Here is a 17,433-nt window from a genome sequence, read left to right on the forward strand (position 1 = left end):
AATGGAACAATACGTTGTATTTAAAAGTCATCAACAACTCTTTGCCTTGCGTATCGACTATGTGGTACGGGTCATTGAGGCTGCTTCTTTTACACAGCTGCCGGAAGTGGCGGATTTCGTGTTGGGGATCCAGCCTTTTGAAGAGGCAATGGTTCCGATCATTGACATCCGCAAAAAGCTGTTTGATGAATTTACGCCGGAAACTGGGCAAAATGTGGTCTTGTTGTGTCACTGGCAAGAGCAAGCGATCGGCCTTTACGTGGAAGAGATCGTCGGCATTTTACCGCTAGTTGAAAGTCCCAGCAATGCGGAATTAAATACGTCAGGACTCAAGCAAAACTATATCGAAGCCTTTTTGGAAAAAGACGATGAACTTGTGCTGGCATTGGAACTGCCATTTCTCTTCAGCTATGAACAAGCCGCTGAGATGACGGCGGAGTTAGACGCCTATCAGACAGAGGAATTGGCAGCCGCCAATGACGATGACAATGATGACCGTGAATGAGGAACTGCATGTGGGGATCTCGGAGTATAAGATCGCCCAAGCGCCAACGCGTTTGATCACGGTGGGTTTAGGTTCTTGCATCGGCACGATCATTTACGATGAAGCCAGTCATATCGGCGGCTTGAGTCATATTATGCTGCCAGATAGTCAGCCTTTTTTGCACAAGCGGGAAATCAAGCCCGAGAAGTTTGCGGATTTGGCATTGCCGGCGATGGTGACTGAGCTGGAACAAAAGATCCGTCGGCCTCGCTTTCAAGCGAAAATCGTTGGCGGCGCCAATATGTTTCAGTTCCAGACGCTTAACGCTGCCAGCAATATTGGTCAGCGCAATATTGAAGCCGTCGAGGAAGTCTTGGCTCGGCTAAACATTCCGATCGTGGCCAAACATGTTGGCGGCAGTGCTGGTCGAACGATGATCGTGGATCTTCAGGATTTCAAGACCATGGTTCGGCAAGTCAAACAAGAAATCGTTTATTTGTAAAAGGAGTACAGGGATATGAAAAAAGTAATGATCGTCGATGATTCGGCATTCATGCGGAAAGTAGTGACAGATTTATTGAATCAGCTGCCTGATATCGAAGTGACCGTCGCTGCCCGCAATGGCAAACAAGCATTGGACTATCTGACCAAAGAAGCGATCGATTTGGTAGTAATGGATGTGGAGATGCCTGTGATGAACGGATTAGAGACCTTGCGGAGGATGAAACAGCAATCAGCCATTCCCGTCATCATGCTTAGTTCATTAACCAATCAAGAAACCACGATTGAGGCATTGGCGCTAGGCGCCCGAGATTTTGTCGAAAAACCGGTCAGTCTATCGATGATTGAAAAAGAATGGATCGCTGAATTTCATCAAAAAATTTTGGCGATGGATCATGAAGCCGGCACGGTTCAAACCCTGATGCCAGCGATTGCCCAGCCCACTAAGCTGACGCAAAACAGCTTGCCGGTATCACTTGATGCGCTAGTCATTGGTGCTTCAACAGGCGGACCGCGTGCCTTGCTGGGGATAATCCGCCGTTTGCCTGCGCGTTTGCGTTGTCCCATTTTGATTGTTCAGCATATGCCTGCGGGATTTACGGCTTCCTTTGCAAAGCGCTTAGACACAGAGACAACCGTCCGAGTACAAGAAGCAGTCGATGGCATGCGGATCGAAAATCAAGTGTATCTTTGTCCAGGGGATTACCACATGACGGTCAAACAAGGGCACTTGCAACTGGACCAGCGAGAAAAACGACATGGGACGCGGCCAACCGTCGATTATCTTTTTTCCTCAGCAGCTGACTACTATGGCCCGCAACTAGCGGCGGTGGTTTTGACGGGGATGGGAAAAGACGGCACCGCTGGCTTACGACAGATTCAAGCGGCTGGGGGCTATACGATCGTTCAAGACAAAGAAACGTGTACAGTCTTTGGGATGCCGCGGTATGCCATTGAACAAGGAGTCGTGGATGAAGTCCTGCCGTTGCAGGGCATTGAAGCAAAAATTGCACAGATGGTCAGGTGAAGAAGATGGAAGAAGAATTTGCCTTATTTAATGCGTGGGTGGATCGCCGATTAGGGATTCCCTTAGCCGCATACAAAGAAAATCAAATGCAGCGCCGCATCCTTACGATCATGGAAAACAGCGGGGCAAAAACGTTGAGGGAATACCAGCAATTGATCGAAGGAGATGACGGGGTGCGGGCGGCTTTTTTAGCCCATATCACCATTAACGTAACGGAATTTTATCGCAACAAAGAACTGTTTGACGCCTTTGAACGCGTCTTGAAAACCATTGTTCTCCCGAAAACCACGCTGCCAAAAATTTGGAGTGCCGCATGTTCGATTGGGGCAGAACCCTATACGATCGCCATGCTGCTAGAAAAAAACCAAATTGCCGCAGCCAATGTCTTGGCCACTGATATCGATACGCAAATTTTGGCAAAAGCCAAGCAAGGACTCTATCGAGACCACGAATTGCGGAATGTCTCAGCGGCAGAACGTACCCGTTTTTTTGATGCAAAAGAAAAGAACCAGTTTCAAATCAAACCAGAAATCAAACGGCGGGTTCATTTTAAGCAACACGATCTTTTGAAAGACCCGTACAATGGGCCTTTTGATGTGATCGTTTGCCGCAATGTGACGATTTATTTCAAAAGTGATGCTCGGGATGCCGTCTATCAGAAATTCAGCGATGCATTGGTGCCAGGGGGCATTTTGTTTACGGGAGCGACAGAAACGATCAATTTTGCGGAACAATTCGGTCTCAAGAAAATCGATTCGTTTATCTATCAAAAAGTATAATTTTGTAAAGGAGGGACCCATTTGGATGACAATAGTGTCTATCGTACCCTTTTCTTTGAAGAAACAGACGATCATTTAGCGCAGTTGAATGATCATGTCTTGCAATTGGAAAACGATCCAAAAGATAGCGCCTTGCTGAATGATATTTTCCGTTCTGCCCATACCCTTAAAGGGATGGCGGCAACGATGGGCTATGACGTCATGACGCAGCTGACCCATAAAATGGAAAATATTTTTGAGTTATTTAAAACAGGGACCTTGCAAGTGACCCAGCAATCGATCTCATTGATTTTCAAATGTCTAGATCGTCTGTCAGAACTTGTGGAGGATCTGCGGGAAGAACGTGACCTGCAGCCAGCTCAAATTGCCGATTTATTGGCCGAACTTGACCAAACAGAACATTCTGGCGGCCTACCAACCGAGACAGAAGCAAGTCAAAAACCCACCGCAGTGGGCGCATTAACCCCACAGCTTCAACAGATCGACCCTTCTGATCTGTATGTGATCGAGCAAGCGGCTGGAGATGGCTATCAAGCGGTCCAAATTGCTGTTCGCTTAGATGCCCAATCCATGTTAAAAGGCGCTCGTGCCTTCTTGATCATGGAAAAGCTGGGCCAAGCAGGGGATGTTCTCTATACAGAACCAGATGCCCAAACACTCGAAGAAGGCACCTTTGAATCAGATTTTTCACTGCTGTATTTGACGCAGCAAACACTGGCTGATGTCGAGCAAAACATCGCCAGCAATAGTGAGATCGAAGCCTTCGTGGTGGCACCTTTTGATCCATCAGCCGCTGTGTTGGAGGAGGCAGAAGAGTTACTTCAACCAGCGCCGACCCAAGAGTCAGAGACTCCTGCCCTTCAGCAAGCGACAACAGAAACGAAAGAAAAATCGTCGGCGCCCGCGCATCATGCGTCCGCCCAAAATCAATCGATCCGAGTCGACTTGAATCGCTTAGATTCATTCTTGGATCTCGTGTCCGAATTGGTGGTCTATCGCAATCAATTAGAGGATGTCAGTGAGCGGGAAAACATCGAAGCAGTCAAAGACCCCTTAGAGCAAGTTTCACGATTGACCTCTGAGCTGCAAGATTTGGTCTTGCGGATCCGCATGCAGCAAGTCAATGTCGTCTTTAGTCGCTTTCCGCGAATGGTTCGGGACTTATCCAATGAACTGCAAAAAGAAATGGAACTTGTCATTTTTGGGGAAGAAACGGAATTGGATAAAACAGTGGTTTCTGAGTTGAGTGAACCTCTGGTCCATCTATTGCGTAATTCTGTCGATCACGGCATCGAAGCACCCGATGTTCGAGAAAAATTGGGCAAACCGCGCAAGGGTACGATTCGTTTGGCGGCCTACCAAGAAGGCAATCGCGTGATCATTACTTTAGAGGATGATGGCAAAGGCCTTGATCCGCAAGTAATCAAAGCAAGTGCTGAAAAGAAAGGCTTAGCAACGGAAGGCCTTTCCGATGAAGCGTTGCAGCAGCTGATTTTCCATCCTGGTTTTTCAACGGCGCAAGAAGTGACCAATATTTCTGGGCGCGGTGTCGGGATGGATGCTGTGCAATCGAAGATCACCCAATTAGGGGGCACGATCGAAATGAAGAGTCAGCCGAATAAAGGCACGCAGTTTGTGATCAAATTGCCATTGACCCTGTCGATCATTCAAGCGTTGATGGTTCGTGTCGGAGCAGAAACCTTTGCGATCCCATTAAATCTCGTCGAACGCGTGGTGATGGTCAAAGAAGAAGAGATCATCCAGACGGTATCGGATGAGGTCTATCGTTTTCAAGAGGAGTTGATTCCCTTGGTTCGGACCGATCAACTCTTAGCGATCGAAAGCGATCCATCTGAGAAAAAATTCGCCATCATCGTCAACAATGACCAGCAATTTCACGGCATTTTGGCAGATGAACTGATCGGCCAGCAAGAAATCGTCATCAAGAAAATCGATCCGCTGCTGCAAAAGCTGAATCGCTATCAAGGAGCAACGATTATGGGTAACGGCTCGATTGCACTGATCTTAGACATTCATGCCATCTGTCAGGAAAAAAAGGATGACCGCTTATGAGTTATACAGCGCTGCAGATCGATGGCCTAAAAGAACTGATCAATATCGGCGGTGGTCACGCTGCGACGAGTTTATCAAAGCTCGTCCAACAACCGATCGATATGCGGGTACCGGAAGTCGAGATTCTAGCTTATGAGGACCTGTATCAGCAGATCATGGCGGAAGACAAAGAAGTTCATGTGGTAATGAGCCAGATCGAAGGGGCGTTTCGAGGGATCTTCTTGTTTGTCTTAACGGATGAATCCGCCGCAAAATTGCGTCAGTTGATGATCCAAGAAAGCGATCCGTCTGAAGAATTGAAGCAATCGGTCATCAACGAGTTGACTAACATTCTTACCAATTCTTTTTTGATCGCGATCGGCCAACTATTGGAAACTCAGCTGAGTGCGTCTTTACCAAGCGCCAGCTATGATTTCTTTGGCGCAGCGATCAGCTCCATCTATTTGGCGATGGCCCAGTATGATGAGCAGGTGATGGTGATCCGTAATGAGTTCGTCTACGCCAAAGAAACATTAGAGGCATCGTTATTTTTGATTCCAGAAATCGGTGTACTAGAAAACATATTTGATTCATTAGGAATTTGAAAGGGGCAAATACAATGTCAAAAAAAGTATTGATTGTGGATGATGCGGTATTTATGCGCATGAAATTAAAGGATATTTTAGAAAAAAACGGCTATGAAGTCGTGGGGGAAGCCCAAAATGGCCAAGAGGCTTTTGAAAAATACCAAGCAACGACACCAGACTTAGTGACTATGGATATCACGATGCCAGAAGTGGACGGCTTAGAGGCATTAAAAATGATCCGCACGTTTGATGCGCAGGCCAAAGTCGTAATGTGCAGTGCCATGGGACAACAAGGAATGGTGATGGATGCGATTCGCGCCGGTGCGGTGGACTTTATCGTGAAGCCCTTTGACACGGACCGCGTAATCACTGCCATCGACAAAGCCTTTGCCTAATGCCTAGGAGGATAGCGACATGCAGATGATTCTTTTCAAAATGGCTCAGCAGTACTATTTGATCTCGGCGGACTCGGTGGACGAGGTCATTGATGCCCCTTCCTTTACGAAGGTGCCCTTAGCACCAGAGTGGGTGGAAGGGTTGATCAATCTGCGGGGGTCTGTCGTAACGGTGATTCGTTTGGCAAAATTGATTCCCATCATGGAACCAGCCTACGAAAAAAACATATTGATCATGAAGAAGCAAGAGGAGACCAAAGGGGTCCTCGTAGAAGAAGTAATTGAAGTACTTGATATCACTGAAGACGATATCCAACTGGGCAATCAAGAGACAGAACATGCCGTTGGGGTCGTGACGATCGGTGAAAAAGTAGCCAGTGTGATTCAAATCGATCACATGATTTTTTAAAAAAATGGGGGATTAGTGTGGATCAGGTATTGACGCAGCAAGAGATTGATTTATTGTTGAATGCGATGAGCAGCGGAGAGATCGATCAAGAAATTATTGAGATAGAAGACAAACAAGCCAAAGTGAAAGCCTACGATTTTCGCCGACCAACAAAGCTGTCGAAAGAATACGTCAATACCCTGCACATGATCTTCGAGGATTTCTCGAAGATGAGCAGCAGCATGCTTTCTACCCAACTGCGGACCAATGTTTCTTTGCAGTTGGCAGCTATCGAACAAGTCAGTTATGACGAATTTATCCATTCGATACCAAAATTTACTTTGTTGGGGCTCTTTCATTCTCAGCCTTTGAGCGGGATCCAGATGATCGAGATGAACCCGCAACTGTGTATGATGTTGGTGGAGTTGTTGTGCGGCGGCTTGGATGTTTATCAAAACAAGCCGATCGAAATGGATTTTAGCGAGAAAAAAAGTTTTACTGATATTGAAACAGCGATCTTGGAAGAAGTAGTAGCACAATTTGTACGGGTCTACCAAAATGTTTGGAAGGACATCGTTGCCTTGGATTCGGTTTTGGATGGAATCGATACGAATCCGCAATTGATGCAAAACATGTCGCCCAACGAACCCGTCGTATTAGTGACCTTTACTATCAAAATTTTTGAAGTGAAACATTTTATCAATCTATGTATCCCCTATGTCTTCTTTGAAGGGATCATTGATAAATTAAGTTTCCGCAATTGGTTTGATAGCAATCAGCCCGTCAACCAAGACGATAGCCGCGAGTTGCAAAAAAGTTTGAATGGGGTCGGATTGAATCTAGAAGTTCTGCTGGGCCATGCTCAAATGAGTCTTTCTGAGTTTCTCCACTTAGAAGAAGGCGATGTCATCAAACTAGACAAAAAAATTACTGAACCATTAGAGACCTTCATCGATGGAAAACCTTACTTCCGAGCAAAACCTGGGAAGCAAGAGGACCGTTTAGCCATTGAATTATTAGACAAGTTAGAAGAGGAGCAAGAACTATGAGTGAACGTTTATCCCAAGCAGAAATCGATGCATTGTTGAATCAAAGTGCCCCAGCCCAGCCGCAAGGATTAGAAGAGCAAGTCAAAGTCGACATTATCGGCGAAGTTGGCAATATCTCCATGTCGCAAGCGGCGACGACGTTGTCTTCCATTCTTGATCGTCGGGTCAGCATCACGACTCCCCGGGTGTCTAAAATCAAATTTGGTGAGATCTTAAACGACCTCGTTGCACCAAAAGTAGCAACGACAGTTGAATTTAAAGAAGGCCTTTTAGGCAGTAATTTGATGCTGTTAGAAGTCAAAGATGCCATCGTGATCGCTGATTTGATGATGGGGGGAACCGGTGAAACCAGCAACACCCAATTCACGGAATTAGAGCTAAGTGCTGTGGCAGAAGCCATGAACCAAATGATTGGGACTGCCTCGACTTCGATGGCGACGATGATCAGCCGTAAAGTGGATATCTTACCGCCGATCGTCAAACTATGGGAGACACCAGAAAACATTGAGTATAGCGGGATCGAGGCAGAGGAAGAGATTTATTGTATCTCATTTTCTTTGCGCGTCGAAGGTCTGATCGAAAGCAAAATCATGCAGATCTTTACGGATCCGGTGGTTAACGATATCGCCAGTGCGATGCTGTCCGATGAAGCGACTGTCGTTACTCGAGAAACACCAACACCGCAGCCAACGGCACCCGTTGCTGCGCCTACCCCTGAACCGGCGGCTACATCAAAACCCGTTGAAGTCAGCAAACCGGCGTTTCAAACATTGGCCTCTAGCGGGGTGAGCGATGGGGATAATTTGGACTTGATTCTTGATGTGCCACTGGATCTAAGTGTCGTGTTAGGCCGCAGCAAAAAAACCATTAAGGACATTTTATCTTTCAATACAGGGTCCGTCATCGAACTGGAAAAACTGACGGATGAACCGCTAGAGATTTTGTTGAACGGCAAACTGATCGCCACTGGGGAAGTCGTGGTCATCAATGAAAACTTCGGCGTACGGATCACCAACATTCTTTCGCAAAAACAACGCATCCACAATTTGCATTAATTTGAAGAAATCGCAAAAAGTTAAACATATGGGTTTAACTTTTTTGTGATTTGACCGATAGTAGAGGGTAGAAGAATGAGAACGGAGGAGAACCTATGAAAATCGAAAGAGGTTACGCAGAATACAGCGACAAGGCTATCAAACGTGAAGCGGTCAAACAAGAAAAGCCAACTGCTGCTCAGACAGAAAAAACCGTCGATGTTCAATTGTCCGAAACAGCTCAAGCCATTCAAAAGAGTGCCAATCAAACAGCCAGTCGCAGTGAACGAGTGGCAGAATTGAAACGAGCGATCAAAGAAGGCACCTACCAAATATCTGCCGAAACGATCGCCGATAAAATGCTGCAGCAAGATGAAAAGCAGGTCGACTAGATGACAGAACGGGAATTTGAGCGTCAGCTACAGCAGTTCTTGCGGTTGCTGCAAAAAGAAAAGACCTGCTTGATCAAAAATCAAGCAGAAAAATTACCAGAACTCGTCGAGAAAAAAACCGCCTTCGTACCCGTTTTTTCCACGTATGAAGGAACTCTTTCAGTGGCGATCAAAGAACTCATCCGCCAGATCCAAGTGCAGCAAGCCGAGAATCTCCTGCTGACGGAACAAGCCATTAGTTTCCAAACCGTTTTGATGGATGCAGTCAAAGAAAATATCAAGACACCGGCAAATACGTATTCGAAATACCAAGAAAAACAAGCAGTCTCAACAGCGATCATCGATCAAAAAATGTAAGGAGTACTACTATGACAGGACTATTCGGTTCATTAGGCACCGCAACCCGGGGCATGACCGCCAATCAAGCAGCGTTGCAAACCAGCAGCCACAACATTGCAAATACCAATACAGACGGCTACTCAAGACAACGAGTCAACTTGCAAGCCGAAGCGTCTTACCATCTAGCGGGTGTCGGCAGCATCGGTATGGGTGTGAAAGTCGGCAGTGTCGAACGGATCGTCGATGATTTTGTCATTGGACAAGTACGCAATGCCAATTCTACCTATACATATTATGAACAAAAAGCAGACATATTAGGACAGCTGGAAAGTTTAATGAATGAGCCTTCCGACAACGGACTGTCCAAACAGCTGGCAACGATGTTTGATTCTTGGACCGCATTAGCCAACAATCCTGAACTGGATACGTCTAAGACCCTTGTGCTGGAAAACAGCAGTACGTTTGCCGATACCATCAACCAAATGGGCAAACAAATGACGCAGCTGCAAAGCGACACGCTGGATACCATCGAAAAATCCGCGCTGGACTTCAATGAGAAGGTCAAGCAGCTGCAATCCTTGAATGAACAAATCTATGGGTTGACGACAAGTGGTGAAACACCCAATGATCTCTTAGATCGTCGAGACAGTCTGTTGAAAGATCTCTCGGGTCTAGCAGGGATCGAAACCAAGACCGATCAATATGGCCGTGGGTTTGTATCTATGAGCGGACAGACGATTTTAAGTGCGGAGGAACGCAATACCCTTAGTGTGGTGGTGGGACAAAGCGACACAGGCGCCTTAGTTTCCAAAGACGGCAACGCCTTGAATCCTGCCGAAACCATCACGGGGTCTTATCCAGCTGGAACCGTCTTGTTGACGAAAACCACCGACAATGGCGACACCGCCTATACAGAATTGCCGATCAAAGAAGGGGCGATCGGTGGCCTGCAAGCATCATCTAGTGAAATCGGCAGTCGCTTGACGGAATTGAACAACTTTACGACGACGATCGCGCAAGCCATGAACATGGTCTTTACCGGCGGCGCTTCTCGTACAAGCGGACTATTTGAGATCGGCCAAGATGATACCGGCACAGCGACGACGATTCGGGTCAGCCAAGCACTGTTAGATAACCCAAGTCTGGTGACCGGCGGAACGAGCAATGCAGCAGGAGATGGTTCAAGAGCTGCTGCAATGGCCAAACTCAGCAGTGCCAAATTGGATTTCCCGTTGTCAGAAAAGACGATCGCTTCTTTTGATTCTGAGACATTGACGTTTGCTAATGCAGCATCCGGCATGAGTGTCAGCAGTTATTTTAACAGCATCGTCACCAAAAACGGGATCTCAAAACAGCAAGCCGACAATACGGTCAGTGCCCAATTGTCGCTGCTGAATCAACTAGAATACAAAAATCAATCGGTGTCCGGTGTTTCATTAAATGAAGAAATGTCAGATGTGATTCGTTTCCAACAAGGATTTCAGGCCAATGCCCGCATATTATCGGTCGTTTCTGAAATGTTAGACACATTGATCAATCGAACAGGAGTGTAGAACATGCGTATTTCCAATTCAATCACCTACAATGATTTTTTACGAAATCTAGGAACCAACGCCTCCAAAGTCCAATCCACGTTGAATCAGCTATCGAGCTTGAAAGAAGTCAGCAAGTCCTCGGATAATCCACTGCTGGTTTCAAAAATCATGGATCTCAATGTGTCGTTAAATCAAAACAAAACCTACAATAATACGATCAAAGACAGTATTTCTTGGACAAAAGCCCAAGATTCTGCTTTAGAAAGCGTCAGTACCTCGATGCTGCGGATTCGCTCGTTGGTTCAATCTTCTGCCAATGCGACAGCTGGCAGTGAGGAATTAGGGGCAAATCGTTCAGAGATCGAGCAAGAGATCGAAGGCATCGTTGAATCATTAAACACCAACTTTGATGGCCGCTATCTATTTAGCGGAACGAATACGACGACGGCGCCTTTTGAGATCGTCAAAGAAAATGACGCCATCGTCGGTATCAAATACAATGGCACTAGCGAAGACTTGCCGCGAGAAATCGCAAATGGGGTCTCAGTGGATCTGTTAGCCAGCGGTGATCGTCTGATGAACGAGACGGGCACCGCTGCGGATCCCCAAAATTTAAGCACCTATTTCAATGATTTGTTGTCTGCATTGCGCAGTGATGATAAAGATGCCTTAGGGGGCGAGCTTTTAACCGCTCATGACCAGCATGCCACTAATGTGGTGAATGTACGGGCGCAGATCGGCACCCTCTACAATCGCTTGGAGGCGGCAGCTGATCGAAATGAGACGGAAAAGCTGAACTTGACCGAAACACTGTCCAACAAACAAGACGTCGATATTGCGGAAAAGTATATGGAATATCAAAATCAAATGACTGCCTACCGTTCAACACTAGCGATGGGAACAAAGATCATGCAGATGTCCATTCTAGATTATTTAAATTAACCCAAAAACTTTTGTTCTTTGCTGAGAGCAAAAGTTTTTTATTTTTTTTAGAAAAAAGGCTTAACCCTGAACGGTTTCTTCCGATAAATAGTAGCAGAGGGAAACCTTAGCGAATAAAAATTAGGAGGAACTACACATGAGAATCAATACAAACGTTTCAGCATTGAATACTTACTCACGCCTAACGGCAGCAAATGCTTCTAAAAGCAATTCTTTGTCTAAATTATCTTCAGGCTTACGCATCAACAAAGCTGGGGACGACGCAGCTGGCTTAGCAATTTCTGAAAAAATGAAAGGCCAAATCGGCGGTTTGTCACAAGCAAAAAGCAACGCACAAGATGGTATTTCATTGATCCAAACAGCAGAAGGTGCATTAAATGAAACCCACAGCATCTTAGGCCGTATGCGTGATCTTGCGGTTCAAAGTTCAAATGGTACGTTAAGTGATGACGACCGCAGTGCGATCAACAAAGAATACACCGCATTGTCTGATGAAATCGACCGTATCAGCAATACCACTGAATTCAATACAAAAAGCTTGTTAACTGGTGAAGGCGATGATGCGAAATCATTCACTTTCCAAATCGGTGCCAACGCAAACCAAACAATGAGCGTTTCAATCAACAACATGAGCTCATCTGCATTGAAAGTAAAAGGCTTAGATTTAACACAAGCCATTGACACAAGCGATGCCAAAGCTGTTGCTGCAGCAAAAGATAAAGCAGTAGCGACTGCTTTCAAAGCAGATGCTACAACAAAATATGCAGCGGACGGCACAGTTGATGCGGCAGCTGGTAAAACAGTTGCTGAATTACAAACAGCCATCGATACAGCTGCGGATGATACAGCAAAAGCAACAGCTCAAAAAACATACGATGATGCTTTAGCAACATTTACCGCTTCTGATGAAGGCAAAGCAGCAGCGGCAACTGTCAGCGTTGAAAACAACCCAATCACGAAAATCGATGAAGCGATCAAAGCAGTTTCTGCACAACGTGCGGATCTTGGTGCGGCGCAAAACCGTCTAGAACACACAATCAACAACTTAGGTACAACACAAGAAAACCTATCTGAAGCAAACTCACGTATCCGTGACGTTGATATGGCCCAAGAAATGATGAGCTTTACGAAGAGCAACATCCTTTCTCAAGCAGCAACTTCAATGTTGGCACAAGCAAACTCAATGCCTAACAGCGTATTGAGCTTGTTACAAGGATAATTTTTGATCAAGTGAACCACTGACACAAGGACTGCCTAGGGGAAGCGCAGTTCTTGTGTTTTACATAGCAGCACAAAAACGCTTAGAAATGAGGAAGCTCTGATGGATATTCAGCCAATGTCAGGAATACACCCGATCGAAGCCGTTGCGTCGGTCGCTAAAGCACGTCCGATCGAATCCCTAGATCCAGAGACCGCCAACCTTCAGCCGCAACACCAAGAGGGGAAAATGGCGGAGAAAAAGGAACGGACAGTGGTCACTGAACCGCCGATCCACTATTTTTCAGTAGCCGATCAGCACAAGATCGCAGCCTCCGTGGAGGAAGTGAATCAGCGACTACTTGGCAAAGATATGAAATTGGCTTATGAAGTACATGAGCGCACAGGGCGTACGATGGTGCGTTTAGTGGATATGCAGACCAACGAAGTGATCAAAGAGATCCCACCAGCCAACATGCTAGATGTGATTGGAAAAATATGGGATGACATGGGCATTGCGGTCGATCGAAAGGGATGAAACTATGGCAAGTGTAACCAGCAGTTCAGGAATCAGTACAACGCTAGGGAGTTATTCTGGCGTGACTTCAGAAGATATTGAAAAATTATTGGCGGCAGATGCGATCAATAAGACCCGTGCTGAGAATAAAATCACGTCGCTTAAAGCACAAAAAACGGCATGGAGTGATATCAGCACTCGCTTGACTAACTTTTTGTCAAAAGTCGATGCGTTACAAAAAGATGATGCTTATCAAACAAAAAAAGCGACGACCACCAATAGTAGTATCGCTTCAATTGCAGGAACAACGGAAGCCCCAGAAGGCACCTATGATCTAAAAGTCAACCAACTAGCAACAGCCACGAAGGTGACGGGGAGTCAAGTAGCTCAAAGCAGCAAAACGGCCCTAAATGTCAGTGGTCAGCTCTCATTGACCAGTTCGGAAGTCGATGAAGATGGCAAACCGATCACCGCTTCGATCGAGATCACTGCCGAAGACAGCTTAAAAGATGTGGCAGCTAAGATCAATGGCCAAAGCAAGACGACCTTCGTTGCAGCGAGCATCGTGGATAACCGTTTGATTTTAACGAATACCAAAATGGGCGACAAAAACTTCTTGATCGACGGCAATGCCGCCGAAGGATTAGGGATCGGTTCAACTGCGGCTACGACGCAAGGCCAACCGGCTATTTTTGAACTAGACGGCATGGAGATCACCCGCGACAGCAATAGTGTGACGGATGTTATCGATGGTGTCACGCTGACGTTAGCGAAAAAAAGCGAGGAGCATGTGACGCTTTCTTTAGCCAATGATACCTCGAAAGTCGTTGATGCAGTGCAAGGATTAGTGGATCAATACAATAGCTTGATGAGTTTTATCGGCGACAATTTGACCGTGGGAGATCCTAGTAGTGAAAACAACAAGACGGGGACCTTGGTGGGAGACAGTGCGTTGACTCGTCTACAGACCCAATTGCGAAATTTGATCACCATTCCAGCCGTCAGCGGCTCAAAGCTGACCGCCAATAAGCTAGGTATCTCCACCGTTGATAATGATGGTACATTGGGACTGGATACGACAAAGTTAAAAGAAGCCTTAGCGGAAGATCCCGCTGCTGTGAAGTCCTTCTTTTATGCAAGTACGAAAACCAAAGAAGCCGATGGCACTGCGAGTACGAAAGAGACCGGCTATACATTAGCGCTAAAAGAATTAGCCAACAGCTATGTCGTCAATACTTCAGCCAATAAAGGGATCATTGCCACCAAATCTGCGACCTATGACAGTACCATCAAGGATTTGAACAAACAGATTACACGGTTTGATGATATTTTAGCAATGAAAAAAGAGCGTTACATCACAATGTTTACCAAATTAGACTCCGTGATGATGGAGGCTGAAAATCAGCTGAGCTACCTAAGCAATCAGTTTGCCAATACGTCAAACTAGGCAGGATAGCCGATTAAAGCAGTCATTTTTTCATTCGCATAAGAAACCCTCGTCAACAAGAAAGGAAACAACCTATGGAGCCACACGTATCATTAGATGAACGTTTGAATCAGATTTTAACTGGGTTTGCAAAATGGCGCGGCGACAGCGAAGAAGCCGGTCGTTTGATGGCAGCCAATGCAGCGGTCATAGCAGCCATGCAAGCAGAAGAACAGAGCCATAGTCCACAAACCAGTGCATTGGCGCAACAAGTGATCCAAGCGTATCAAGCGTTCCTAGAGCAGGTCAAAGCCCAGCAGCAAGAGATCAAACAAGAATTGGGGCGTTTGAACCGCAAAAACAATCTTGTCAAAACGTATTTGCAGCAAGAAGACAGTGCCGCCTTCGTCGAATTTGATTTATAGTGAGGAAAAAAAGATGAATTATCAAAAAATGCAAAACAACTATCTGCAGAACCAAGTAATGAGTGCCTCCCCCAACAAACTGATTGAAATGCTGTTGCAAGCAGCCATCAAAAACATCAAATTAGCAGTGATCGCATTGGAAAAAGAAGAGTTGAGCCAAGCCCATCAGCAATTTGTCAAGGCGCAGAATATTTTATTGGAATTACGGGTCTCTTTAGACCGTGAGCAAGGCGGCGCTATTGCTGAAGATCTCGATCAGCTTTATGGCTATATGTACGATCAGCTGGTCAGTGCCAATGTCCAAAAAGAGGCAGCCCCTGCAGAAACGGTCGTCCCACTTTTAAGCGAACTACTGGAAAGCTGGCAAACGATCACCCAATAAATTTGAGAAAAAGCAAAGAAACGACCACCTAAAACCTAGAAAAGTTTAGTAATTGGTTAAATTTTTACCATGTATCCCTTTTCACTAAGCTTTCTTTTTCCCCTCCTCGTCCCTATCTGGTACTCTTTTTATGAGCGTACCGAAAAGGTGCAAGGAGGTTTTTTTTTGAAACAAAAAATAGTACAAAAGCCGCTTTTCTGGCAAGTGGTGATTCTGATTGCAATGAGTGGTGTTTTTTTATTACCGCAGATCTTAGGCCAAGGCATGATTTTGGGCTCTGATGTGGTCTTTCACTTCAATCGTTTTTATGAGACCAGCCAGCAGATCAAAGAGGGCAATTTTCAATATTTTCTTTCTATCTACGGGTTTCAGCAATCTGCTCGTATCGTCAATGCATTATACGGGCCCTTTTTTGCCTATTTCCAAGGTCTGCTGGTCTTGCTGAGTCCTTCGTGGTTTTCCTACCAACTGCTCGCCAATGGGCTGCTCTATCTGCTAGCAGGGTTTTCGATGTTTGGCTTATTAAAGAAACTACGAGTCAATGGCTGGCTGTCAGTGGGGATGAGCATCCTGTTTATGGCGACCTATTCTGTCCAGTATTGGATTGAGCGGCAGGGCTTTTCTGCTTGGGGAGCAGCCGTGTTACCGCTGTGTCTGATTCCACTGATCGCACTAGGGGAACATAAACGGTTGCGGCCTTTTGCGGTAGGGGTTTCCGTGGCGGTCTTATTTCAAATCCATGTGTTTTCAAGCATCTTGTTAGTGCTCTTATATGTGCCCTTTTTCTTACGCGCCTTTTTTGTTGGAACTTCCGGCGAAGAAAAACGACAATTGGTGCTGCGCTTAGCAGGAGCGATCGGGATTTTCTTGCTGCTGACCGCCAATATTTGGTTAGGGATGTTGGATCTCTATACGAGTAACACGTTGATCGCGCCTTTTGTGAATCGCAACATGCAGAACAATACCATTACTGGAACCAGCAGCTATTGGTGGACGACTCCGTACCTGCTGCCAATCTTATGTGCCTTGTTCTTTTGCGGTGCGATTCGTGTATGGCCTCGTCTATCCGGCGGCTTCAAATTAATGACAGTAGCTGCAGCGGTCTTTTTCGTTTTATCATCGAACGCTATTCCTTGGCAATGGCTAGGCAGTCTGGACAATGGTGTGATCAATTTACTACAATTCCCTTTTCGGTTCTTTGTTCCTGCCACGATTTTGATCTTAGTCGGTTTGTGCCTGCTGGTTCCTTATTATCGGGGCAAGCCATTGGCAAATCCGCGTTGGTTCGTCCTCGTTTTAGTTTTGAGTGTTGGTCAAATCCTGATCCAAAACACGGTCAAAATGCAGGACTGGCACTCCGATGAAGCGGCAGTTTCACTGCGAAACCACACCTATCTCTCGGCGGAATCTGAAGCGCAATTGAAGGAAGCCTATTTTAGTAAAGACAAGTCCTTAGCATTAGCGCTGTATCAACGTTCTACCCCAGATTATCTGCCCCTCTATCAAGAGACCAAGAAGAACAAGTACAATTTGTACGGGGAAGAAATCATTGAAAAAAATGATACCGTGGCAAAAACCGTAGAAAACGGGAAACTTACTTTACGTTGGCAAGGTGATCAAGAGGCGTGGAAGGCGTTACCGATCATCAATTACCGCTATACTGAATTGACCCTCAATCAGCAGCCACTAACTGAGAAAGATGTCTCTTTGAGTGCCATTGGTGCCGTTTCTGTCCAACAGCAAGCAGGGGAGAATGTCTTAGTCGTTGACTATGACGCACCTTGGTTTTTCGACGGAGCTTTATGGCTGACGATCATTTCTTGGATCGCTTTACTCATCGGCTTTATCAGCTGGAAAACAAGACAGCTGTATCGTCGTCGTAAGGTCGTACAAGCTTTATTGAAAGAATCTGAATAAAATGAATCAGAAAAGAACTTCAGCGAGAGGGCTGAAGTTCTTTTTTTGTTGATCAGCAACAGTGT

The 17,433-nt window shown here is 45.9% G+C and carries 20 protein-coding genes; all 20 read left to right on the forward strand.

What is annotated here, in order from left to right; genetic code table 11:
* Position 1 precedes the first annotated feature (1 nt).
* The 20 genes from IGJ26_RS00635 (at position 2) to IGJ26_RS00730 (ending at position 17,368) form a co-directional block, all read left to right on the forward strand.
* A complete protein-coding gene (locus IGJ26_RS00635; protein ID WP_005232772.1) occupies positions 2-505 on the forward strand; it encodes a chemotaxis protein CheW in 504 nt (167 codons plus the stop codon).
* Positions 477-986, forward strand: a complete 510-nt coding sequence (locus IGJ26_RS00640; protein WP_008376607.1) for a chemotaxis protein CheD — start codon at positions 477-479, stop codon at positions 984-986. The genes IGJ26_RS00635 and IGJ26_RS00640 overlap by 29 nt, the downstream gene beginning before the upstream one ends.
* Before the next feature lie 15 nt (positions 987-1,001).
* Positions 1,002-2,012: a chemotaxis-specific protein-glutamate methyltransferase CheB gene (gene cheB / locus IGJ26_RS00645; RefSeq protein WP_008376604.1), complete on the forward strand. Its 1,011-nt coding sequence runs from the start codon at positions 1,002-1,004 to the stop codon at positions 2,010-2,012.
* Between the two features lie 5 nt (positions 2,013-2,017).
* Complete coding sequence (locus IGJ26_RS00650) at positions 2,018-2,791, forward strand: CheR family methyltransferase (protein WP_005226631.1); 774 nt, start codon at positions 2,018-2,020, stop codon at positions 2,789-2,791.
* A gap of 21 nt (positions 2,792-2,812) precedes the next feature.
* A complete protein-coding gene (locus IGJ26_RS00655) occupies positions 2,813-4,864 on the forward strand; it encodes a chemotaxis protein CheA (RefSeq protein WP_194199376.1) in 2,052 nt (683 codons plus the stop codon).
* The gene (locus IGJ26_RS00660; protein ID WP_005226634.1) at positions 4,861-5,448 is read left to right on the forward strand and encodes a chemotaxis protein CheC; all 588 of its coding nucleotides are present in this window, start codon (positions 4,861-4,863) and stop codon (positions 5,446-5,448) included. The genes IGJ26_RS00655 and IGJ26_RS00660 overlap by 4 nt, the downstream gene beginning before the upstream one ends.
* A 14-nt stretch (positions 5,449-5,462) precedes the next feature.
* Positions 5,463-5,825 (forward strand): response regulator, encoded by a 363-nt coding sequence (locus IGJ26_RS00665; RefSeq protein ID WP_003129084.1) that lies wholly within the window; start codon positions 5,463-5,465, stop codon positions 5,823-5,825.
* Between the two features lie 19 nt (positions 5,826-5,844).
* Positions 5,845-6,234 carry a chemotaxis protein CheW gene (locus IGJ26_RS00670; protein ID WP_005232757.1) on the forward strand — a complete coding sequence of 130 codons (390 nt, stop codon included), beginning with the start codon at positions 5,845-5,847 and terminating at the stop codon, positions 6,232-6,234.
* 17 nt (positions 6,235-6,251) lie between these two features.
* Complete coding sequence (gene fliM, locus IGJ26_RS00675; protein ID WP_005232756.1) at positions 6,252-7,262, forward strand: flagellar motor switch protein FliM; 1,011 nt, start codon at positions 6,252-6,254, stop codon at positions 7,260-7,262.
* Positions 7,259-8,317, forward strand: a complete 1,059-nt coding sequence (fliY, locus tag IGJ26_RS00680) for a flagellar motor switch phosphatase FliY (RefSeq protein ID WP_016619538.1) — start codon at positions 7,259-7,261, stop codon at positions 8,315-8,317. Before fliM ends, fliY begins: the two co-directional genes overlap by 4 nt.
* Positions 8,318-8,412: 95 nt before the next feature.
* Positions 8,413-8,688 (forward strand): flagellar biosynthesis anti-sigma factor FlgM, encoded by a 276-nt coding sequence (gene flgM / locus IGJ26_RS00685; RefSeq protein ID WP_016619539.1) that lies wholly within the window; start codon positions 8,413-8,415, stop codon positions 8,686-8,688.
* On the forward strand, positions 8,689-9,045 hold the full coding sequence (locus IGJ26_RS00690; RefSeq protein ID WP_016609029.1) for a hypothetical protein: 357 nt from the start codon (positions 8,689-8,691) through the stop codon (positions 9,043-9,045).
* An 11-nt stretch (positions 9,046-9,056) separates the two neighbouring features.
* Positions 9,057-10,580, forward strand: coding sequence for a flagellar hook-associated protein FlgK (gene flgK, locus IGJ26_RS00695; RefSeq protein ID WP_016619540.1), 1,524 nt, complete (start codon positions 9,057-9,059; stop codon positions 10,578-10,580).
* A gap of 3 nt (positions 10,581-10,583) precedes the next feature.
* A complete protein-coding gene (gene flgL / locus IGJ26_RS00700; RefSeq protein ID WP_005226641.1) occupies positions 10,584-11,504 on the forward strand; it encodes a flagellar hook-associated protein FlgL in 921 nt (306 codons plus the stop codon).
* Between the two features lie 136 nt (positions 11,505-11,640).
* Entirely contained in the window at positions 11,641-12,723 is a 1,083-nt protein-coding gene (locus tag IGJ26_RS00705; RefSeq protein ID WP_005226642.1) for a flagellin, read from the forward strand.
* A 102-nt stretch (positions 12,724-12,825) separates the two neighbouring features.
* Positions 12,826-13,239, forward strand: coding sequence for a flagellar protein FlaG (locus tag IGJ26_RS00710; RefSeq protein ID WP_016611599.1), 414 nt, complete (start codon positions 12,826-12,828; stop codon positions 13,237-13,239).
* A 4-nt stretch (positions 13,240-13,243) separates the two neighbouring features.
* Positions 13,244-14,665 carry a flagellar filament capping protein FliD gene (fliD, locus tag IGJ26_RS00715; RefSeq protein WP_016611598.1) on the forward strand — a complete coding sequence of 474 codons (1,422 nt, stop codon included), beginning with the start codon at positions 13,244-13,246 and terminating at the stop codon, positions 14,663-14,665.
* Between the two features lie 74 nt (positions 14,666-14,739).
* Positions 14,740-15,069 (forward strand): hypothetical protein, encoded by a 330-nt coding sequence (locus IGJ26_RS00720; protein WP_086316749.1) that lies wholly within the window; start codon positions 14,740-14,742, stop codon positions 15,067-15,069.
* A gap of 13 nt (positions 15,070-15,082) precedes the next feature.
* Entirely contained in the window at positions 15,083-15,451 is a 369-nt protein-coding gene (gene fliS, locus IGJ26_RS00725; protein ID WP_008376567.1) for a flagellar export chaperone FliS, read from the forward strand.
* A gap of 165 nt (positions 15,452-15,616) precedes the next feature.
* Positions 15,617-17,368, forward strand: coding sequence for a hypothetical protein (locus IGJ26_RS00730; protein ID WP_194199375.1), 1,752 nt, complete (start codon positions 15,617-15,619; stop codon positions 17,366-17,368).
* The last annotated feature ends 65 nt before the right edge of the window (positions 17,369-17,433 follow it).

Source organism: Enterococcus sp. AZ095a, from assembly GCF_050546735.1.
GTDB lineage: Bacteria > Bacillota > Bacilli > Lactobacillales > Enterococcaceae > Enterococcus_D > Enterococcus_D entomosocium.